The following is a 22266-nucleotide window of genomic DNA, read 5'->3' as shown; positions in this document are numbered from 1 at the left end:
TTGGAAAAGAAAGTAGAAACCTTCTTCTATTCATTATAGCACATTTTTCATTTTTTTCAATAAATCCGTGAAATATTCAGGCAATGGCGCTGTAAATTCCATATATTCACCCGATAAGGGATGATGAAATCCCAGAATCATTGCGTGCAACGTCTGTCCTTGAAGATGTTTAAACATATTTTTTTTCGGACCATATACTTCATCTCCCAGGATCGGGTGATGAATACTCGCCATATGAACGCGAATTTGATGTGTTCTGCCTGTCTCCAGACGACACTCTATATAACTATATCCGTGAAAGCGCTCTAATACCCGGTAGTGAGTCACAGCCGGCTTTCCCTGTGGAAGACCGGAAGCCATCTTGAGTCTGTCATGAGGATTTCTTCCAATATTACCTTCAATCGTACCCCCCTCTTCGGTCAACTCGCCGCAGCAGATGGCACGATACCTGCGTGTGATAGTATGAGCGGCAAGCTGGGCGCTAAGACTGGCAAACGCAGTATCATTTTTGCATATTACAAGTGCCCCGGTTGTGTCCTTATCGATTCGATGAACAATACCGGGACGCATCTCGTCATTAGTCGCAAGCTGATCACCGCAATGAAACAACAGAGCATTTACAAGGGTATGACTATAATTGCCGGGCGCCGGGTGCACAACCATCCCTTTCGGCTTATTTACTACAATCACGTCTCTGTCTTCAAAGAGAATATCCAGAGGAATGTCTTCTGGTTGTGGTTTTGTATTTTTCTTCGCCGGGAGTGTTATTTTTACATTTTCACCCCCATGAACCTGATAACTTGGTTTCACACACTTACCATCAACCAGGACATTTTGTTCTTTTACCAGCCGATTCAGAAATGAACGAGAATAATCCGACAGCTGTCCGGAAAGATATTGGTCCACTCGCTGAAGAGCATCCTCATCTTTAATCTCAAAATTCAACTCATTAAACTCCATCTTTGCTTCGCTTTCCAAAAATCATGTCATAATCCTCATCTTTATAGACAAACAAGATAAGAATGAAGATCGTCACCACAGACAAGGTCAGATAAATATCTGCGACATTGAAAATTGGAAAATTAATTAGGTTAAAATAGATAAAATCGACCACATATTTTTCCCTGAGACGATCAATAAAATTTCCGATAGCTCCAGATGCAAGGACGATAAAAACACAAAAGATGGGCATGTAGCGAGAGGTTTTCGGTACCTTCCAAAACACATAAAAGGAGATCCCCAAAAAAAGGACTGTAAGAATTGCAAACAGCCACTGCTGATTCTGAAGAATACCAAACGCTGCTCCACGGTTTTCCAGATACTCCAGCTCGAGTACTCCCTGAATCAGCACGATGTTGGGTTTATCCTTCAGATATACGACTGCAAGATGCTTCGTCCACTGATCGAATCCCAAAAGTGCTGCAATTGCCAGTATGGCAATGATAATATACATACAGTTTTTCTTTTTACTCTGCATCAATTCGATCTCCATTAATAAATTCAAATGCCTCTAACATCTCCTCATCAGTCACGGTGTCATCGATTACAGCATTTCCTATAGATTTTAGAAGGATAAATCTTCTAAGACCATGCTCCACCTTCTTATCTTTCCTGCTAACTTCAAGAATATCATTGGGATTAATGCCATCTACAGTAATCGGAAGATTAAATCCTACATTCATATCCCTGATCTCGTAAAATTCCTCCGTTGACAGATAACCTCTCTTATGTGAAATCTCTGCTGCGCAGACAGTCCCAAGTGCTACGCATTCTCCATGTGTCAGATCAAAGTCCTTCAGCTTCTCAATCGCATGTCCGATCGTGTGTCCAAGGTTTAAGACAGCCCGCATTCCCTCCTCTTCGGGATCCTGTTCTACCACATGCTTTTTAATCTCACAACATCTTCGAATAAGTTCTTGTACTACTTCATGATCTCTTTCTTCAATCTCATACATGTGATTAATCGTCCAGATGTACAGATCGTCGTCACCCAAAAGTCCGGTCTTTAGTACCTCCCCCATACCACAGGCAAATTGTCTGTTAGATAAAGTGTTCAGTGTCGAGAGATTCATATATACAAGTCTGGGATTGTAAAATGCACCGACCATATTTTTATACTGTTCAAAGTCGACACCTGTTTTTCCGCCAATACTGCTGTCCACTTGTGCCAGCAGCGTTGTCGGGATGGAGATAAAATCAATCCCGCGAAGGTAGGTAGCTGCCGCATAACCTGTCAGGTCACCAGTCACGCCGCCGCCAAGGGCCACTAGAATATCCTTTCTGTCAAAATGTTCCCCTATTAGATGCGTGTAGATATTTTGAATCGTCTGGAGATTTTTCGATGACTCTCCCTCTGGAAATACAAAAGTTGTGACGTATAGGCCTTCTTTTTCAAGGATCTCTTTTACCTTATCAAGATACACTCGTGCAACTTTACTGTCTGCCACAATACAGTACTTGTCTGCCTTCAGATGAAGTTTTTTTATCTGTCCCATTAGCTCTGAAAAGCTATCTTCCCACACGATATCATACCGACCATTTCCCTTTATATGGTTCGTCTGTACTGTCATTGATTTCATCGAATGTCCTCCTACTGATAGCGATATACCACTACCAGATTTCTTCCTTTTTTTGTGTGATGCAAAACTTGTCCAAACCGGAATTTACCGAGACCCCTGACAGAGACTATATCGTTGTTCTTCAGTAAATTACCATTTGAAACGATCATTTTACCGTTTACAAAAACCTTGCCATTTTCAATATATGGGACTATGGAGGTTCTGGAACCGCCAAAAACCAGAGCAATCATACTGTCCAGACGGAGTGATGCAACGCTTCCCTTAATTTCTTTCTCATCGGGACCGGGAAAACTCGTGACACTTTCACAGATTTCTGCAGTTACCAATGTATGTTTTACCCTTGTGAGTTCGCTGCACAAAAAGTGCGCAATCTTTTCTTCTGCAAAGACATATCCGCAGTTATCCCTCACAATCAGATCGCCAAGGCGATTCCTTGTAATACCAAGATTTAAAATCGCTCCAAGAAAATCTCTGTGGCCTATGGTTTCTGAAAACTTTATGGATTCAGGAAAAATCTTCACGCAGACAAACGGATATTTCCATTCAAAAACAAGAGCATCAGGAAGAAATGCTGCCATCTGACGCTCTGCCATATCATAGCCGCCGAAGAGACTGGCTGTTACACCATAATCTCTCCAGTTTACACTATGTAACATATGTTGCTCCTCTAAATCCATAAATTCGGTAAAAGTTACGATACTTCTCTGATAAGCCGTATCGGCAAGTTCTTCCAGCCGCTTTTTGATCTGCAGCCCCTTATCCATCATCGGCCTCCTAGAACTCTGTCCGTATTGAGGGGAGTTCAAAGGCATCATTCAGGATATCCTGAATATCTCCGGAAATCTCCACATCTTCCGGTGTAAGGATAAAGATATAGCTTGACACCTTCTGAAGGCTTCCATTGATTGAATAACACGATCCGGAAGAAAAATCTATGATTCTCTGTGCAACCTCAACATCAATTCCTTCCACATTTAAAACTACAGTGCAATTCGCCAAAAGCGTATCTGCAATTTCTCTGGTGTCTTCCATAGAATTAGGTTTTATCACACATACTTCCATGCCACTCCCTCCCTGTTTTTTTCTCATAGGTGTTACTTTTGCAGACGATTTTGGCTGTACAGACCTCGACTGTTTCGGCATACTCTGTCTTGATGAAGGTGATGCAGTCTTTGTTTCGTGATGGGAAACTGTTGTTTTTTTCTTCGGTTTTACAAAGTCATCCTCCAAATCGTCGTCATCATCCAAAGTCCTGAAAAAACGCTTTTTGGGTTTTTCATCTTCAAAGTCCTCTTCTATATCATCATCAAAGAATTCATCCTCATCGTCGTAATCATCATTCAACCGGATTGCATCTAAAAACTTGTCTAATACGCTCATATCTCAATAATCTCCTATTATTTATTGTGGTGCATCAAGTGTAATTGCGGGCTCCAAAAATCCCTGTACCAACTCGCACCATAGTAGCTCCCTCTTCAATCGCCACCTCATAATCGTTGGTCATTCCCATGCTATAGATACACATATTAACATTATTAATGTTTTTTGCTTTGATGTCAACACCTAATTGACGTAATTTACGGAAAACCGGTCTGTTGTCCTCGGGTTCTTCCACGAAAGGAGCGATTGTCATCAAACCCTCTATATGGATATTGGGATATGCTGATATTTCGTTGATCAGTGAATACGTATTCTCCACTGATACTCCGAATTTGCTCTCTTCGCCGGCGACGTTGACCTCAATCAGAATGGGAACCTGACATTGTTTTTTTACAGCTTCATCGCTGATGGCCCTAGCAAGCCTGACCGAATCAACCGAGTGAATCAGGCAGGCTTTGTCCACCACATATTTTACTTTGTTTCTCTGGAGATGACCGATCATATGCCATCTGATATCTGAAGGCAGCAGAGCCGTCTTGTCTCTCATCTCCTGAGGCTTGTTTTCACCAAAGTCTCTTTGACCACAGTCATAGATTTCTCTCAACATATCCACAGGTTTTGTTTTGCTCACGGCAATGAGTGTCACTTCACTGCGTTCTCGTCCTGACCTTATGCATGCCTGACTGATCTTATCTTCTACCTCATCAAAGTTTTCTCTTAACAATTCAGTGGTCCCTCCTAGTACAGAATCTCTTTTTCTTTAACTGTATTTCCATTTAGTACTATAAAATCATATTGCGAAATTCCATATCTGGTCTTTGAATCCACAATGCAGTACTCTTTGTTTTGATCTATGATGGATATGGTTCTGAAAACTGCATACCCTTTATTCATGGAGTAGACCCCCAAAAGAGGTGCCGTCTCTCCTACTGAATACCTTATATTATCGTCGGTATTGACAAGGATATCTCCCTTTTTTAATGCATCAGTATCTATATACAGCAGTTCCTGTTCACTGTTTTCGGGAGTATTCCTTGTATAGATAGTCGCATCTGCAAATTCTGTTTTTACGTTGTCTTTATCCTTAATTTCTTTAAAAAATCCGATTTCATTATCTGAGTTTTTCATAAGTAATTCAGCAGGAACTGTGTAAAAATCCTTTTTTACAATAGATGAAACCGGAATCTTTAATCCACTTTTAGTATTTGTAACAAGCTCTACATCAAGGTAACGATCATTAATATAACGAATCATTCCAGAATTAAATGCGATTTTTGCATAGAGTTGTCCCTTTGTGGCAAGCACGGAGACTTGTCCAGTCTCACTTTCATTGTCTTTTAAAAACTTAACTTTAATCTGTTTCTTAGATTCGAGTCTGGAAGCTTGTTTTTCTGAAATCGGAATTACAATAAACCAACTATCATCTGTCACAACCTTGTACAAAGAATCTCCTGTGTGAATCTTCTCTCCCGACTTCAAATTTTCTTTCTTATATGTTTTTTTGTCAAAAATCTCGGGAGTCAGCTCTTCTTCCCTTAAATTCTCCATTCCGTCGGCAGAGTAGACAACAATACCATCGATATCACTTGACAAAGTCTCCACGGGCAGCCCATCCTTTGCATCTTGAAGCGTGATACTCTGGTTTTGCAGGCTTTCTCCCAAAGAATTCTTAAAATCATATACAGATTCAAAACTATTCTGATTATAATATCTGGAAAACTTTGAAACATCCGTATGAATATCCGCAAGTTCGCTGTCACTTAAGTCCCTTTTCTGCAATTTTTGTTTTGTCTGGCTGATACTGCACACTGGCCCGTCTTTACGAACTTTTGTCATATTTCCTGCATAATAGTTAATATAGCCATTCGTCTCCGAACGCACTACTGTTTCATTACGCATGGCCATAGCAGTATAGACCTGATTCTTAGACAGAGGCCCTGACATTACCTGATAAGAAGTAATATGGTCAGCCGTGAGATACATGACCAGACTGATCACTATATAGATAAACAGTGCAAAAAAAATCACAGTACCTATATTCCAATTTACCTTTTTATGCAGATTGAGATGCCCCTGACGCTTTTTTCTCGTCTTACTCCCTTTACTCAATGCAGTTTATACTCTCCTTGATATATCTTTCGGCTTTTTCTGGCCTCCCGGGCTTCATTTCTCTGTTTGTTCCATTTCCTCGTTTGTTTGGGACGTGAGTATGGCTCCGCGCTTTGCGCTCACGCATCTTCACTCGGCTCCGGTCAGACATGAGTATGCCTTTTTCATAAAACATGAAAAAGAGCACTGATTTGTCTGTGGCCTTCCGCACCTTGATGATACCACAGATTGCTCCGCGCTTTGCGCTCACGCAATCCTACAAACATTCGAATTCCACCCTATCGGGTTTCATTCTCATGTTTGTTCGGGTTTCAAGGTCATGCTTTTTCATGCAAGCATGAAAAGCATGGCTTTGAAACCCTTGTATCATATCATATTTTATCATTTTAGTGGCTAATACTCAAGATCAAATTCAGTAAAATAATACAACATTGTATAAATGCATGTATAATATTTTCAGGTATGGGAAAAATAGAGTCATAGAGTAACAGGAGGAAACGACAATGAACTCAAGAGGATTGGATTACACAGCCCTGACCTTCGTAATCATCGGAGCCGTCAACTGGGGACTGATTGGTTTGCTTAAATTTGATCTCGTTGCATTTTTATTTGGAAATTTAAGTTGGCTGTCAAGAATTATATATATCATAATAGGTATATGTGGCCTTTATCTGCTCAGCGCATACGGAAGATTTACAGACGGCAAGAAAGAAGATTAGGAATATTCTGTATTTCATGTTTCAAAAAAAGGACCCTCAGGCCCTTTTTTTTGTCACTATGATTATAGAGAAAATATAATTTTATCCTGCAGTTTCTCTGAAAGTTCTTCTTTATCTTTTGATACAGAAAGAACAAAGGTAACATCAAAGATATTACCAATATTCTCAAGTTGATCAATACATTCCTCCATATGATCATCATTTTCTTCTAGTCTAGCATTATACAGGAAACTATCCAGATACATAAGTTCTAAGTCGTGGTCCTGCGAGAGAATTCCGCAGATGAAACCAATAAATTCATCACTGTTCGTGAGCGGATAACGAGAACAGTCTATCAAGCGCACCTTATTGTTCAGTTCATACATATGTTTTGAGTTTTTATCCAGATAAACGATGCTGCCTGATGCAGCCCTTACCTCTTTATTTACTTTGTCTAAAAGGTATTTTGTCTTCCCTTTTCCTTTATTACCCACAATTAATTGAACCATAGCAGTTTCCTCCTTAGACTTGGATATGTAATTTCACTAAAAACTTCTTAGATCCTTTTTTAATTATAGTGCAGATAAGCACTTTTTACAACCCAAAAACTGAAAATTCATTGATTAATTTGATTAAGGAGCAGATCCATATCATCATATAATATATTTTTGTTCCTAGCGTTCAATATAATGGAAATAAATGGCTGGCCGTATGAATTCTGGCTTAATATTGCAAGACAGGATCCAGCCTGGCTTGTAGTACCGGTTTTTCCCCCCAGAACAGAGACCTTCTGTGGTACAGTCTTTTCACCGGTCAGATACTTATCTGTAGAGTCAAGGCGGATAACAGATGCACTTCCATCGGGTTTTATTACATTTAGATTATATACATTCGTCTGCATAGTATCATAGAATTTCTGATAATGATAAGCAGCATTAAACATAAGGTAAATGTCATAAGCTGTGGTATAATGATTATCGTCATGCAGACCATGTGGATTTACAAAATGTGTTCCGGTCATTCCCAGTGACTTTGCTTCATCATTCATCATAGCTACAAAGTTCTCTACTGTTCCGCCGACATGCCTGGCGATAGCCATAGCTGCATCATTTGCAGAATACACCATCAGCGCATGAAACAGTCCGTCCATCGAAGTCCTGTAACCAGGCAGCATACCGGAGAGCTGAGCATCTTTTTCGAGAGTTACATCCTCCTTTGAAATTGTCACTTCATCATTCATGTTTCCATATTTTAAAGCTATAATAGCAGTCATAATCTTTGTAATACTTGCGGGGTATGTTCTGTCGTAGATTCCCTGCGCAAACAGCGGAACTGACGTATCAAGATTGAAAAGCAGGGCTTTTTCATCACCCGACGTCATCGCAACACCATCTCTTGGAAGTGACGCAGGGGCTGCGCATAAATCAGAAGCAAAGCCATCCGCAGTCGAAACGCCATCAGAGGCTGTTGTATCAATTGGAAGATTCCTGTTTATATCATAGGGAACTGACAGATCCATCTTTCTGCTCTGCCTGAAATTAATGACTCCAAGTATAGCCCCTAGAATCAATGCCAAGACCAAAACAATAATCAGCAGTAGATTCAAGGTTTTATTATTTCTTTTTGTCTTTGCCCTCTTAAAGTTATCTGTAGATTTCACGCCAATCCAGATCCCCTCTGTCTAAAGATTTTATCAACATCTCAGCAGTAGCCATATTCGTTGCAGCAGGGATACAATGGAGATCACAAAGATGGATCAGCTCATGCACATCTGGTCCCTGTTTTCTTGGCTTTTTTGGATCGTAAAAACAAAAAAGCAGATCAATCGCTCCCTGATCAATCATAGCTGCCAGCTGTTGCTCTCCGCCTACATGACCAGGCAGGAACTTATGCACATTGAGATTCGATTCTTCCTGTACCAGACGTCCGGAGGTCCCTGTTGCGTATAGTTCATGTTTCATTAAAATTGAACGGTACGCAATGCAGAAATTCTGAAGTAATGTTTTCTTAGTATCGTGTGCGATAAGCCCTATATTCATATCTCTTTTCTCCTCCTGGATAAGTTCTATTCTGAAGTCCTACATTCAATACAAGTCCCATACCAATATACAGACTCCAAAGCGATGTAAGACCATAACTGACAAACGGCAGTGGTGTCCCTGTATTGGGAAACAGTCCGGTTGCAACAGCTATATTAATAAACCCTTGTATTGCCACCAAAGATGCCATACCACAGCATATAAGTGTACCGGAAAGATCCTTTGCCCGGCCGCCCATGCGTATGCATTCAAAAACAATGCCAAACAGCAAAAGCAGCAAGGTACATGACCCTGCAAATCCGAGTTCTTCACCTGCCACCGCAAAGATAAAATCGTTCTGACTCTCAGCCACAAACTTACCTTTGTTTGCAGAAGACACCTCGTTATTGTTAAGACCTTTTCCACCTAACTGTCCCGAGCCAATTGCTGTAATCGAATTTTCCTGCTGTCTTAGATCATCGCTGTACTCCGCATCTTCGGAAAATATTTTTGCCATGATACGATTTTTCTGATAATTATTAATGATTGGCAGGTCCGTCTGTGTGATCAATAGTAGAAGCACCACGATAAGCGGTATAACGACAAGTATCGTTCCTCCGATAATTTTATAGCTCAGACCTGCTACATACATCAAAATACAAAATATCACGGCAATCGTAAGGGTGTTTTTCAGATCTGGCTGTTTCGCTATTAAAATCAAAGGAACTGCAATAAGTGCCAAAGATTCGACAATCGTTCTAAATGTATTCAAATCATCTTCATGTTTCATCAGAAACATGGCAAAAAACATAATCAGCAAAATCTTGCATACTTCTGTCGGCTGAAACTGAAAGCCACGTATCTGTATCCATCTGGAAGCACCCTTTTTGCTGCTTCCCATAAGTACAACTATAATCAGAAGTGCTATATTCAAAGCATAGATGATCCAGTAAAAATTCAGAAGCCAGCTGAAATCCATCAGTGAAACAATAAGCATCAGGATCAGCCCGCCAATCACACCAATCAGCTGCTTTCTTTGCAGCGTTGGATCGGCGGAGCCAACCAGCAGGACACCCAGGCTTGAAATGGCAACAAGCATTATAACCAATCTGAAATTGTAGTTACGTATTTTATAGCGTTTTAACATGCGTATCCTCTGTTCGTTTTATCGGTATTTCGTATATCAGTACTGCCGGTGTATGCCTGATCTGACATATGATATCATCTTCATTCACCGGTATGTATCGATTAATTGTCTGTGTAATATCATTCTTCATCATTAGCATCATGCGTGGCGAACAATCCATCCTCTCTGCAAGAAGCAGATTAGACAGACGTTCTTTCGCAATCGTCTTAGGGGTCTTCTTTTTTCGTAGGAATACACGCATAGCGACACCTAATGTCTGAAAAGGCGGCTGATAAGTCCCCTCTTCTCGTTAAAAGTCTGGAATGGAACCTCTTCACCGGTAAGTCTTTTGCTTATATTGACGAAGGCTCTGCCCGAATCAGAATCGCATCCGGTTACAGATTCACCCTGATTAGTTGCAACCACAATCTGTTCATCATCGGGAATGACTCCCAACAGGGAAACAGCCAAGATATCTACAACATCGTCTACGGACATCATCTCACCTCTTCGCACCATATCGGGACGAATCCGATTGATTACAAGTCCGATTTCGCGCAGATCATGTGCTTCTAACAGTCCTATAATCCGGTCAGCATCGCGTATTGCCGAAACCTCGGGGGTAGTCACCACGATTGCCTTCTCTGCACCTGCAATTGCATTCTCAAACCCTTGTTCAATACCCGCAGGACAATCCAGAAGAATAAAATCAAACTCCTCCCGAAGCTGTTCACAAAGTTTCACCATCTGTTCCGGAGAGACAGATGTCTTATCTCTTGTCTGTGCCGAAGGAAGAAGGAAAAGATCCGGATATCGTTTATCTTTGATCAGTGCCTGCTTTAATCTGCAGTTTCCTTCAATCACATCAACCAGATTATAGACAATCCTGTTTTCAAGTCCCAGAACCACATCCAGATTTCGAAGGCCGATATCGGTGTCGACCATCACTACACGTCTGCCCAGCTGAGCGAGACCAATTCCTATGTTGGCAGCAGTGGTAGTCTTTCCAACGCCGCCCTTACCTGATGTAACAACAATTACTTCACTCATATAATACCTCCCGGTGATCTCACGTTAATTTCTCATCTTTCGTGGTGGGAAGTTTTAACCCCCTTAATCTGTCCGTACATTCGAAGCCCCTTCGGAATCAGCAACTCCAGTCAGGACATCATCTTTATCTTCCACATTATAGTAGTAACTTAATATATCCTTAGCTACCATTGCTGCATTGGTAGAAGAATAACCATATGGAATCCGGATTGCCATCGCAATATCTTCTTTTCCCTCGCCATGAGCAAATCCTATAAACAATCCGTGGTTTGGACGGGTATCGGACTCTTCTGCCGTACCTGTCTTTCCATAGACTTCAACGGGAAGCTGATTCAATTCAGGAATCTTTTTAGCTACCTTGTTCATACCTTCATGAATAATATCCCAAGTGCCGTTTGCAAGCTCCACGTTTCCGGTAACCTCAGGTTCAATATTCCGGACTGTTTTATCAGATGCATCTGTAATCTTGTCCAGAAGAGAAAGTTTATAATTAGTTCCCTCATTCTCAAGTGTAGATGCATACCGAGCCAGCGATACCGTCGTATAACTATGTGTAGCCTGTCCGATAGCCGAGGGAATTGGCAGAGTCGTTGTAACCTGAGATTTACTCTCCGTGATCTCAATACCGGTTTTTTCTCCCAGCTGGAACATATTCGCATATTTTTGTATCTGACTAAGAGCCAGATTCTGAGAAAAATGGTTGTTCTCATCAAGCCCTAGTTTATAAGCAACCGTACAGAAAAAGACGTTACAGGACTCTTTGATCGCATTGACAATGCTTAAAGGTCCGTGACCGGAAAGAGCCACACAGTTCAATTCATCCGAAGGGTCTACCAGGCCAACACCGAATCTTCCTGTACAGTTGACAGTTGTATTCTTATCTATTACACCTTCTGTCAGACCTGCCGCAGTGGTTACCAGTTTAAATGTTGAACCCGGTGCCGTCCTCTGCTGTGTTGCCTTGTTATAGAACGGTGAGGACAAATCACTGTTAAGTTTCTGAAAATACGAAGCATCCATCTGATTGGCAAGTTTATTATTATCATACCCCGGATAAGAGACACATGCAAGTAGTTTTCCAGTATTCGGATCAGTAACCACAATAGAACCGGAACACGGATCCAATGCAAGCTGCGCTGGAGTAATTTCCAGTTTTTCTATCTTGCTTCTCAGAAGGTCGAACGGAGTCAGCTTTCCTGTGGTAAACTGCTGATATTCATCGTCATCTTTTGTGAGAAGATTCTGATCATATAAAAGCTGACAGATATCCGTACCTGAAATTATGTCATCCATAATCATATAGTGATACAACAACTTACTGAAATTGTTGTCCAAAGATAACTTTTCAGATATATATCGTGCCAGTGATGAATAGACTTCTGTCGAATTCAGATACGTCTTTTCGTCTGATATCTGCGTGATATCAATCCAGTTCTGACTGGCTGCATACGTCAGGTACTCCTGCAGACTAATTGTCCCGTCTTTCCACTTTTTGTATACTTCATCTGATTTTTCTATTTTATCCGGATCAAGAATACCAGTATCCTTTGTCAGCATATCATCGACAATATAAGTCATGTATGTCTGCATCTCTTCACTTTGATCATTATAACTCTTTGGTTTGGATCCCGTCAATTCTATCTGAATCTTATCGAATGTCTCCCTTTGTTTTTCATTGAACTTTGCCAAAACATTCTTTTCCAGCTGTGTGGCATCATCCTTTCCAAAATGGCTGATATCGATCACACTATTGTCAATCAAAGCCGAATACACATCATAAATTGGAATAGGAAAAGAACTGTTATCATTGATCACATTTTTGTCAATATTCTTTATGTTTTGAAGGTTAAACACCAGTACACCGGCGATTCTTTGTTCCAGGATCTTATAAAAAGCCTTCTGCAGATCTTTATCCAGAGAAAGGTAAACATTGTCCCCCGTTGTTGGCTCTCTTCTGGAACCTTTAAGAACCTGAAGCACTTTTCCGCCGCTGTCTACCACGACTTTTTCTTCGCCATCTTTTCCCTGCAAAGTGGTTTCCATAAATTTTTCCATGCCAGATTTTCCGATAATTGAATTGCTGCTATAAGATTTATTTTCAGCTTGAAGTTCTTCCAGTTCTTCAGCAGATGGTTTTCCCGTATAGCCGAGAATTGATGCAAAATATTCCGGATCTGTGTAGACGCGTTTCGAATCTTCCTGTATATTTACTCCCTGAAGATCGCTTTGGTTCTCTTTTACTGCAGCTACAGTCGCATCACTGACATCTCTTGCAACTGTTACACTTAAATATTTCATAAATTCTGTCAGTCGAAGCTGATAACGAACATTGACAATTGAAAGCTGCTCTGATTTTGAAAGTTCTTTGGGAAGCCCGGCCTCTTTAAGCTCGGTTTCTTTATACGGAGTCTTCGAATTAATCAAGCCGAAACAAGATTCATTCTTTCCATCTATCAGATGATTCATAATATCGTCAGGAGTGGCACTCTTTTCCTCAGGTTTCAGCTCTTCAATTGTCTTTTTGCCAAATACATCAGCACGAAAACGATTCAGGGCTGTACTGTTCTCCTCCAGGTCAAAAACATAATTATCATTGGCGTCAACCTTGATATGGAAGTCCGAATCAAGAGTATCACCATTTTTCTGAATGATCTGAATCAAGTGATAGATCTCACCATTTAAAGACAGATTCTTTTCTCTGCGTCCGCTATAGCTCCCGTTATCCTCAAGAGTCACGGAATTGGATAGTTGATTGTAAGCGAGCAGATTTCCATTGCGGTCATAGATATTTCCCCGGGTACTTTTTAAGGGTCTTGTCTTCGTAATCTTTAAATTGAAATCTTCAGCATACTCCTTTCCATGGATTACCTGAAGTGAGAACACCCGGTAAATAAGGACACCTGTCATAATCACAAATATCCCAAGTAAGATTCCACTGCGCTTTTTCCCACCCTCACTTAGCCATTTTTTTATCTTTTTAACCAAGGTAACTCCTGTCCTTCCATTTCATTCTCAACGAATTTCTGATTTAGCTTATAAAGAAAACGGTAAAAAACAATTGATATAATCATGGTGTATACCACTTCCGGAATAATAATATGATGGAGATAGTCCGTAAAATCCAATCTTACTCTCATCAGGAACTGAAATATATACGTGACAAGACAGTAAGCAAAGTCACTGACTCCAATCAATAGAACCGGTACTTTAATATCATCATCATAAAAGACCTTATATAAAAAACCATTCAGATATCCAAGGTACATATAGATCAGTGCATGAATTCCTATTGTCTGTCCGTAAAGCAAGTCAATAAAGAGTCCGCAGAAAAATCCGATCCACATCCCACTCTTTTTTCCCCGCATGAATCCAAAAGATACTGTCAATATAAGCAGCAAGTTTGGAGCAACCGATGCAACCTGCAATCTTTGAAATACGGTAGTCTGTACAATAAACGTAGCTATGATCAGAATGGCAATCGCCACTTTCCTGCGCATTTAATTGCCTCCTGTCTGCTTTAACTGCTTAATCACCAGTACATCACTGATATGTTCAAAATCCACAACCGGAATCAGGTATCCCGTACTCGTCAGATGATTGGAATCTTCGTTCACATCACTTACATAGCCGATTAAAATTCCCTTCAGATATTTATCGCTGATTTCCGATGTCACAATCTTTTCGCCGACCGTGACGGCGTTTTCTGATTTCATCTGGCTAAAAGCAAGTTTTCCCTGTTCCATAAGCCGCAGATCTCCAGATACAATGCAGGTATCATTTGTCGAGACCGTCATAGCACTTACATTGCTTGAATCATCGATGATTGACTTCACAGTTGCCCAGTCCGGGCCGACCTCAGTCACGAGTCCAACAAGCCCCCCGTCTGCAATCACATTCATATCTTTTTTTATTCCCTGCCTGGATCCCCGGTTTATCGTGAATGTATTAAACCAATTCCCTGGATCACGTGCTATAACCTCAGCAGCCACTTTCTCGTATTCCGAATAGGTCTTATCAATCTGATAAAGCTTTTTCAGCTCACTGAGTTCCCCCTGCTGCTGTACCAGTAAATTATTTTGTTCCGTCAGGGAACTGATATGTTCTTTCAGCTCTTTGTTTTCACTTGCCAGCTTATCTGCATTCTTGAAGCGCTGCCCTTTGCCTGACAGCCATTTTCCAATTTGATTGATGCCATTTTGAAAAGGAACAATTGCATATCCGGCAATAGTTCTCACCGGACCGGAGGAATTCTGGTTTGTCAGAGTAAGAGCTGCAGCACTGACGCACACAAAGGTCAGAGCTATCAGTAAATGTTTACTATTTAATTGGAATCTTTTCTTTTTCTTCATTCTTGTTCCCCTTACAGCAATTCATTCTATTGTTTTGTCACAGGATATGCATACCGGTGCAGGACAGGATGCGTGATCAGTTCTTTCAGACCACAGACCGTACACAAATCGTAATAAAGTGATTGCTGTACGGAATATTCCAGTTCTCTGCTTAGGAACTGATCCATATGGGGAATTCTGGTACTTCCGCCGGTGAGATAAATCCCTTCTTTTTCAATGTTTGCACGAATCTGCGGTGGAATTCTCTGAATAATCTCACGTGTCTGTGACGCAATCTGTCTTGCAAGATCCATAATTGCCAGATTTACCGTTGTCGTTGTGACAATTCCATCTCTCACAAGTCCGTTTACGCAGTCCATCCCCATAACCTTACGGCCCTGTTTCTTTTGAGGAACCATATCAGCCAGAGACAGCTTCAGACGTTTTGCCGTCCGTATGCCTACCTGCAAATTGTTTTTCTTTCGTATATTGCTGCGGATCGAATCATTAAACTGTTTGCCTCCAATTGGAATCTGTCTGCTGATAATCACTCTTCCATCCGCAATTACGGATACCTCAGTACACTGGGAGCCGATATTCATGATCATAGATCCTTTGGTACGGTTTAAAGGAATGCCAAGTGCAATGGCATCGACAATCGGTCTGTCAACCAGAAAAATTTTGCATTTTCTTAATTTTCCGCGGTGAGCAACAGCATAATAAGCTCTTTTTTCAATCTTGGTCAGCCCAGTTGGCACTGCAAAGTATAAAACCGGACGATATCCCACGCTTGAACCGCTTCGATTTAAAAGTGTATGCAGGATCGCCTCTGTTAAAAAAACATCACCAATCCTGCCGTTATTGACAGGTTCCATGATCTTTATATTCTTTGGTGTCTTTTCAAACATTTCGTAGGCATCATTTCCGATAGCCAATACCTCATCCTTGTCTCGAAGAGCAATCATGTTTTTTTCTTTTGTAATTTTGTCTTTTCGTTGATCGTAGATTTTTAAAGTGCTGCTTCCTAAATCCACCCCGAAACTATTATGTAACATCATGAGTGAGTATATCCCCTCTTTGGTATTATGATGTCAGGATACTGGTATAGCAGTGATCTCCTATCACAATATGATCAAGGAGTGTAATGCCAAGTAATTCTCCTGCCCTTTTAATTCGTGCAGTGATTTGTATATCTTCTTTGCTGGGTGTTGCATCACCGCTGGGGTGATTGTGAAGCAATATAATATGCACCGCATGAAATTTCTGTGCTTCGAGGAAAAGTTCTCTGGGAGATAACAAAGAACTGTTTACCGTCCCTATCGTCAGCACCACATCACCCAGAAAATGGTTCTTCGTATCAAGCATCATACAGATAATTTTCTCCTGTTCCTCATGACGCAGCAACTCCATATAATAATCAGCAATTGTATCCGGATTATCAAATGTAAGTTTCTGTCGGGTGCTCTCGCTGGCAATCCGTTTTGATAATTCCCCGATACACTTGATCTGTACCGCCTTGACCTTGCCGACTCCTTTTATGGATTGTAAGTCCTGCAGGCTTAAATGGTGAATACCAAGAAGCCCTTCCTCAAGCTTTGAAGCTTTTAGGACTTCGGACGCCAGATCCAGGCAGGAACAGCCGGCTGATCCCGTACGCAGAATCACTGCCAGAAGTTCTGTATCTGAGAGCATTGCGGCACCGTATCTGAGGCATTTCTCATAAGGACGCTGATCTTTTGGCATTTCTTTCATTCGTGTTTTCATAAGCATATTTCCTCCTCCGCTCTCTTCCCAGACTTACACGTATTACAATTAATCCCCGAATAGTGTGCATACGAAGTGAGAATACACTGTATTTTTAATTCTATCACATCTCAAAAATAATGTATATGCCTTATTATAATTTCATATATTTTTTACAGACTGCCTCTGCAGCCTTGATACCATCCATTGCCGCAGAAGTGATTCCTCCCGCGTATCCGGCACCTTCACCGCAAGGATAAAGTCCTTTGAGAGAGGATTCGAAACTTTCATCTCTTATGATCTTAACCGGAGAAGAAGTACGACTCTCCACACCAGATATCAGTGCATCTGGTCTGTCAAAGCCCTTAATTTTCTCACCAAAAGCACGAATCCCGTCTGCAATGGATTCCCCAATCACAGGAGGCAGAATCTCTCTGACATTCGATAGTTCGTATTTTCCCATAATACAAGGGGAGATTTCTCCCAACAAAACACTTCTTCTGTTTTCCTTAAAATCTTCAAACAACTGGACCGGTACTTTTCCGACAGCCAACTGCCATGCAGCCCTCTCCAGATATCGTTGAAAGAATACTCCGTCCAGACAACGGCTGTTTCCTGCCTCGTGATACTCTCTGTAATCAGACGGATTTACAGTGACAACTAATGCACTGTTTGCATTTAAACTATTTCTGCCATGATAACTCATTCCATTGACTGCAAGAAACCCTGTTTGTGAAGAGGCATTCACTACATAACCGCCTGGACACATGCAAAAAGAGTAGATTCCCCTGCTATCTGCAAGCTTATGTGTAAGTTTGTAACTTGCCGGACCCAGTATTGCCGAAGCATTCTTCCCATATTGATCTTCTGTAATCATTTTCTGGGGATGTTCAATCCGGACACCTACTGCAAATGACTTTTCTTCCATGTGCAGAGAATTTTTGCTGAGCATGGAAAATGTATCTCTTGCACTGTGCCCGATGGCAAGAATCACTACTTGACAGGACAGCACTTCCTTTTTATTGACTTCAAGGCCCTTCACGCGGCCATCCTCTATCACCAGATCTGTAACCTGGGAATGAAAACGAAACTCCCCTCCCATTGCCTCGATCTGTCTGCGAAGTCTTTGGACAATCTGTACCAGAAGATCCGTTCCAAGATGCGGTTTTTGATCATAGAGGATGGAAGATGGTGCTCCTGCATCCACAAAGATCTTAAGTACTTCTTTGTTTCTTCCAAACGGATCTTTGACAAGAGTGTTTAATTTGCCATCGGAAAACGTTCCTGCTCCCCCTTCGCCAAACTGCACGTTGGAGCTCTCATCGAGAACTCCAGTCTTCCAAAAATGGCTGACCTTTTTTCTTCGAAGAGAAGCCTCATCCCCTCTTTCAAGAATCAGAGGATAATATCCATGTTTTGCAAGCATATAAGCACAAAACAAACCTGCTGGTCCACATCCGACAACAACCGGACGCTTCAAAAGTCTGTTATGACCGGATTTAGGAAAAAGATAATCCACAGGTTCGGTCAACATAATATTTTTATGTCTACTATTCTTTTGGATTACTTTCTTTTCCCGAACGACTGTAACATTAATCTGATAGACATACTGAATCGGCTGCTTTCTTGCATCTATGGATCTTTTAACAATGTCATAGGACTGAATCTGCTTTACAGGTATCCGAAGTTCCCCTGCAATCTTTTCTTTTAATTGCTCCGTCTTATGTTCTACCGGCATTTTTAAGTTTAAAATACGTATCATGACACTCCCCTTGCGGCATCCGATCCTGCTACGGCACCACTGGACCATGCCCACTGCAAATTATAGCCTCCACACGCCCCATCCACATCGAGTCCCTCCCCTGCAAAATAAAGGCCCGGGTATTTACGCGACTGAAGGTGTGCGTCCAGTTCCCTTAAAAGAATTCCACCTGAGCATACCTGAGCCTGTTTCATGGAAACTGCACCTTGAACGGCAACCGGGAAATGCTTACAATTTCTGACTATTTCGCTAAGTTCTGTCTCAGGGGGTGCCACAACCGGGATTAATTTTGAGGGGAGAAGCCCTACAAACCTCTCCTGTAATGTCTTGTATGGACAGTTTTCCTCTCGCATTTTCAGATTCAAATAGAGCTGGTCCTCTGAAAGCTCGGGAATAAAATCCAGTTCTATCAGTACGCTGCATCCTTCAAAGACAGCCCGAATTGCATAGCGACTCAGCTGAAAGACAGGAATTCCCGAAATTCCATAAGAAGTAAGCTGAATTTCCCCTGCTTCGCTTTTCATCGGAATACTGTTCAGAATCAAAGTTGCTTTTCCTTGAATACGCACACCTGCCCAAGATGAAAAACGGGTGTCTTTTCCCATTAATGCAGTAAGTGCAGGAAGAAGGGGTATCGTCTCTATGTCTAACTTCTTTGCGATCTGTATCACAAAAGGATCTGTTTTTTCATCTGTTCCGGCCGGACTGCCACTGGTGATGATAACGGAATCAGCAGGATATTCCCAAGTTGATGTTTTTACCTTCCATCTCTGATTTTTCCTTCGTACATCCTGCACACGCTCTCTTGTCTTGATTTTTATCTTGAGATTGCAAGCTTCCATCAAAAGGACATCCAGTACAGCTCTGGCCTCGTCACTGGTCGGATACATCCATCCATTCCTGTTCTTCGAATAGATACCCAGTTTTGAGAAAAACATCAATGTATCAGACACTGAGAACTGATTTACAACATTCATAGCAAGATCGTTTGCACTTCCTCTGTAACAGGATTTATCTTGTAATACATTCGTAAAATTGCATCTTCCGTTTCCAGTTGCCAGAAGTTTCTTGCCCGGTTTATCAGCTGCCTCCAATATTGTGACAACAGCACCTTTCTTTGCTGCTGTAATTCCTGCCATCAGCCCGGAAGCACCACCGCCAATTATGACGATTTGTTTTTTCATAGTTTCACAACACCTGCCTCGACCAGTTTCTGTAAACTCATCAGAATTCCCAGTTTCGCATGCGGCCAAGTAAGACCGCCCTGAAAATAGACTGCATAAGGTTCCCGGATCGGTGCATCAGCCGAAAGTTCGATCGAGGATCCCTGTACGAATGCTCCTGCGGCCATAATCACATCACAGTCATAGCCAGGCATGTCTCCCGGAACCGGTGTCACATAACTATCCACCGGAGATGCCGCCTGGATCCCTTCGCAAAAAGCAATGACCGCCCTGGGACTTCTAAGGGTTACCGCCTGTATGATATCATGACGCTCCTCTCTTGAATTGGGAATTACATCATACCCGAGTTTCTCATATATATTTGCCGCAAAGACAGCACCTTTGAGTGCAGATGCCGTAACTGTAGGTGCAAGAAAAAATCCCTGATAAAAAGACTGATTCACTCCTAAAGTAGCTCCGACTTCTTTTCCAAGACCCGGGGAAGTCAGACGGTAAGCAGCAAGACTTACATATTCTTCTTTACCGACGATATAGCCTCCGATTGGAGCCAGTCCACCGCCCGGATTTTTGATCAAAGAACCGACCATAAGATCCGCGCCAACTTCACTTGGTTCGATTGTCTCCACAAATTCACCGTAGCAATTGTCTACCATACAGATTACATCAGGTTTGATTTTTTTGATAAAGTGTATCAGTTCTCCTATCTGCGTGACAGAGAACGTAGGACGTGTCTGGTATCCCTTGGAACGCTGAATAGTTGCCATCTTTGTCTTGTCGTTGATCGCTTTTTTAATTGCCGGATAATCGAAAGATCCATCCTCTAAAAGTTCTGTCTGAGAATAACTCACCCCATATTCGCGAAGCGATCCACGCGAAGGTCGGATTCCTATTACCTCTTCTAGTGTATCATAAGGTTTTCCAACGGGAGAAAACAACTCATCCCCCGGACGCAGATTGCCGGAAAGAGCAACAGAAAGAGCATGTGTTCCACAGGCAATCTGCGGACGGACAAGTGCCGACTCTGCTCCAAACGTCGTCGCATAGACCTCTTCTAAAGTATCCCTTCCAAGGTCATTATATCCATAGCCGCTCGACGCATAGAGACAAGCCTCACTTACCTTATGTTTCTGCATGGCGTGTATAACTTTTAGCTGATTGTATTCTGCTGTCTGATCTATTTGTGCAAACCGTTCTTCCAATGTTCGAAGAACCTCTGTCCCAAATCCCAATACCTCCTTGCTGATTCCTATTTTTTTATACATTCCCGATTTATCAATCGTCATGATATTCTCCGTTTCTGTTCGATGTTCTTTTCTCCCAGATCCGTAAAATCTGATTGAGAATTGCATCTTCATCGTAATCATATTTTGATTTGTCAATCCAGACAACATTTTTTTCTCTCTTAAACCAAGTAAGCTGCCTCTTGGCGAAATGACGTGTATTCCTTTTGATGCTCTCCACTGCATCGCAAAGACTAATATTTCCATCCAGATAAGAAAGCAATTCCTTATATCCAAGTCCCTGCATAGATACCATCTGACTGGTCAGACCTAAGCTTTTTAAATACTTTACCTCATCCAAAAGCCCCTTCTCCATCATCTGATCCACCCTCTGGTTAATCCTTTCATAGAGATGTTCCCGCCTATCGTTTAGTACAAAATACGAATAGCAAAACGGTGATTCCCTCTCCATCTCTTTTGCATTATGCAAAGAGATAGGACTTTTAGTCTCATGATAGTATTCCAGTGCGCGGATTACCCGTTTTACATTGTGCGGATGAATATTCTCCGCCGAAACAGGATCTTCCGTTTTCAGCATCTGATAAAGCTCATCGCTGCCGCCCGCCCTTGCTCTTTCCTCCAGCTCCTGTCGGAATGCTGATTTCCCGCTGTCCCCCGAAAAGTCGACATCTTTCAGTATTGCCTGAATATAGAAACCTGTTCCTCCTACAAGAATTGGAAGTCTGTTCTTCTGATAGATATCTTGTATGGCTTCCATTGCCATCTGCTGAAAGCGAGCCACATGGAACTCTTCCCATGGTTCAAGAACGTCGATGAGATAGTGCGGAATATTGCACATTTCGTCCGTCATAATCTTCGCAGATCCGATATCCATCTTTTTATATACCTGCATAGAATCAGCGGAAATTATAGATCCGTTCAACCTCTCTGCCACTTTAATTGACAGACTGGTCTTTCCGACAGCAGTAGGACCGGTAAGTACCATCAATTGTTTTTTCAAGTTTCATACTCCTACTTAATATTGTTACACGGATCGCTCCGTGCTTCA

The 22266-nt window shown here is 41.6% G+C and carries 23 protein-coding genes; 1 reads left to right on the top strand and 22 read right to left on the bottom strand.

Features of this window, described 5'->3' with window-relative positions:
* Positions 1-33 precede the first annotated feature (33 nt).
* Genes INP51_RS07255 through INP51_RS07225 form a run of 7 tightly spaced genes read right to left on the bottom strand, consistent with a single transcriptional unit; the run spans position 34 to position 6068 of the window.
* Entirely contained in the window at positions 34-960 is a 927-nt protein-coding gene (locus INP51_RS07255; protein WP_193737288.1) for an RluA family pseudouridine synthase, read from the bottom strand.
* On the bottom strand, positions 950-1504 hold the full coding sequence (gene lspA, locus INP51_RS07250; RefSeq protein WP_230406909.1) for a signal peptidase II: 555 nt from the start codon (positions 1502-1504) through the stop codon (positions 950-952). Before lspA ends, INP51_RS07255 begins: the two co-directional genes overlap by 11 nt.
* Positions 1467-2579: a 3-dehydroquinate synthase gene (gene aroB / locus INP51_RS07245; protein ID WP_230406908.1), complete on the bottom strand. Its 1113-nt coding sequence runs from the start codon at positions 2577-2579 to the stop codon at positions 1467-1469. Before aroB ends, lspA begins: the two co-directional genes overlap by 38 nt.
* A gap of 11 nt (positions 2580-2590) precedes the next feature.
* A complete protein-coding gene (locus INP51_RS07240) occupies positions 2591-3346 on the bottom strand; it encodes a YlmH/Sll1252 family protein (RefSeq protein ID WP_230406907.1) in 756 nt (251 codons plus the stop codon).
* A gap of 7 nt (positions 3347-3353) precedes the next feature.
* On the bottom strand, positions 3354-3959 hold the full coding sequence (locus tag INP51_RS07235) for a cell division protein SepF (protein ID WP_193737024.1): 606 nt from the start codon (positions 3957-3959) through the stop codon (positions 3354-3356).
* A gap of 34 nt (positions 3960-3993) precedes the next feature.
* A complete protein-coding gene (locus INP51_RS07230) occupies positions 3994-4683 on the bottom strand; it encodes a YggS family pyridoxal phosphate-dependent enzyme (RefSeq protein ID WP_193737023.1) in 690 nt (229 codons plus the stop codon).
* Positions 4684-4697: 14 nt separating this feature from the next.
* Entirely contained in the window at positions 4698-6068 is a 1371-nt protein-coding gene (locus INP51_RS07225; protein WP_193737022.1) for an HlyD family efflux transporter periplasmic adaptor subunit, read from the bottom strand.
* Between the two features lie 503 nt (positions 6069-6571).
* Here INP51_RS07225 and INP51_RS07220 point away from each other — a divergent pair.
* Complete coding sequence (locus INP51_RS07220; RefSeq protein WP_193737021.1) at positions 6572-6787, top strand: DUF378 domain-containing protein; 216 nt, start codon at positions 6572-6574, stop codon at positions 6785-6787.
* Between the two features lie 62 nt (positions 6788-6849).
* Here the strand turns inward: INP51_RS07220 and INP51_RS07215 are convergent, their stop codons facing one another.
* From INP51_RS07215 to miaA, 15 genes are all read right to left on the bottom strand, one after another.
* Positions 6850-7275: a twitching motility protein PilT gene (locus INP51_RS07215; protein ID WP_193737020.1), complete on the bottom strand. Its 426-nt coding sequence runs from the start codon at positions 7273-7275 to the stop codon at positions 6850-6852.
* 107 nt (positions 7276-7382) lie between these two features.
* Positions 7383-8426: a D-alanyl-D-alanine carboxypeptidase family protein gene (locus INP51_RS07210; protein ID WP_193737019.1), complete on the bottom strand. Its 1044-nt coding sequence runs from the start codon at positions 8424-8426 to the stop codon at positions 7383-7385.
* A complete protein-coding gene (locus INP51_RS07205) occupies positions 8410-8805 on the bottom strand; it encodes a methylglyoxal synthase (protein WP_193737018.1) in 396 nt (131 codons plus the stop codon). Before INP51_RS07205 ends, INP51_RS07210 begins: the two co-directional genes overlap by 17 nt.
* Positions 8774-9931 carry an FtsW/RodA/SpoVE family cell cycle protein gene (locus INP51_RS07200; RefSeq protein WP_193737017.1) on the bottom strand — a complete coding sequence of 386 codons (1158 nt, stop codon included), beginning with the start codon at positions 9929-9931 and terminating at the stop codon, positions 8774-8776. Before INP51_RS07200 ends, INP51_RS07205 begins: the two co-directional genes overlap by 32 nt.
* Positions 9915-10172, bottom strand: coding sequence for a cell division topological specificity factor MinE (locus tag INP51_RS07195; protein ID WP_193737016.1), 258 nt, complete (start codon positions 10170-10172; stop codon positions 9915-9917). Before INP51_RS07195 ends, INP51_RS07200 begins: the two co-directional genes overlap by 17 nt.
* 8 nt (positions 10173-10180) lie before the next feature.
* Positions 10181-10960, bottom strand: coding sequence for a septum site-determining protein MinD (gene minD, locus INP51_RS07190; protein ID WP_193737015.1), 780 nt, complete (start codon positions 10958-10960; stop codon positions 10181-10183).
* A gap of 63 nt (positions 10961-11023) precedes the next feature.
* Positions 11024-13945, bottom strand: coding sequence for a penicillin-binding transpeptidase domain-containing protein (locus INP51_RS07185; protein WP_193737014.1), 2922 nt, complete (start codon positions 13943-13945; stop codon positions 11024-11026).
* Positions 13930-14457: a rod shape-determining protein MreD gene (mreD, locus tag INP51_RS07180; RefSeq protein WP_193737013.1), complete on the bottom strand. Its 528-nt coding sequence runs from the start codon at positions 14455-14457 to the stop codon at positions 13930-13932. The genes INP51_RS07185 and mreD overlap by 16 nt, the downstream gene beginning before the upstream one ends.
* Positions 14458-15309 (bottom strand): rod shape-determining protein MreC, encoded by an 852-nt coding sequence (mreC, locus tag INP51_RS07175; protein WP_193737012.1) that lies wholly within the window; start codon positions 15307-15309, stop codon positions 14458-14460.
* A 26-nt stretch (positions 15310-15335) separates the two neighbouring features.
* Positions 15336-16346, bottom strand: coding sequence for a rod shape-determining protein (locus tag INP51_RS07170; RefSeq protein ID WP_193737011.1), 1011 nt, complete (start codon positions 16344-16346; stop codon positions 15336-15338).
* A 25-nt stretch (positions 16347-16371) separates the two neighbouring features.
* Positions 16372-17058, bottom strand: a complete 687-nt coding sequence (gene radC, locus INP51_RS07165; protein WP_334298161.1) for a RadC family protein — start codon at positions 17056-17058, stop codon at positions 16372-16374.
* Between the two features lie 127 nt (positions 17059-17185).
* Complete coding sequence (locus INP51_RS07160; RefSeq protein WP_193737009.1) at positions 17186-18793, bottom strand: NAD(P)/FAD-dependent oxidoreductase; 1608 nt, start codon at positions 18791-18793, stop codon at positions 17186-17188.
* On the bottom strand, positions 18790-19977 hold the full coding sequence (locus INP51_RS07155; protein ID WP_193737008.1) for an aminoacetone oxidase family FAD-binding enzyme: 1188 nt from the start codon (positions 19975-19977) through the stop codon (positions 18790-18792). Before INP51_RS07155 ends, INP51_RS07160 begins: the two co-directional genes overlap by 4 nt.
* Positions 19974-21260, bottom strand: a complete 1287-nt coding sequence (locus INP51_RS07150) for a methionine gamma-lyase family protein (RefSeq protein WP_193737007.1) — start codon at positions 21258-21260, stop codon at positions 19974-19976. Before INP51_RS07150 ends, INP51_RS07155 begins: the two co-directional genes overlap by 4 nt.
* Positions 21250-22218, bottom strand: coding sequence for a tRNA (adenosine(37)-N6)-dimethylallyltransferase MiaA (miaA, locus tag INP51_RS07145; RefSeq protein WP_230406906.1), 969 nt, complete (start codon positions 22216-22218; stop codon positions 21250-21252). Before miaA ends, INP51_RS07150 begins: the two co-directional genes overlap by 11 nt.
* Positions 22219-22266 lie beyond the last annotated feature (48 nt).

It is taken from the genome of Blautia liquoris (assembly GCF_015159595.1).
Classification (GTDB): domain Bacteria; phylum Bacillota; class Clostridia; order Lachnospirales; family Lachnospiraceae; genus Novisyntrophococcus; species Novisyntrophococcus liquoris.
Note: the sequence above shows the minus strand (reverse complement) of the source record. Positions and strands in the feature narration are given on the sequence as shown.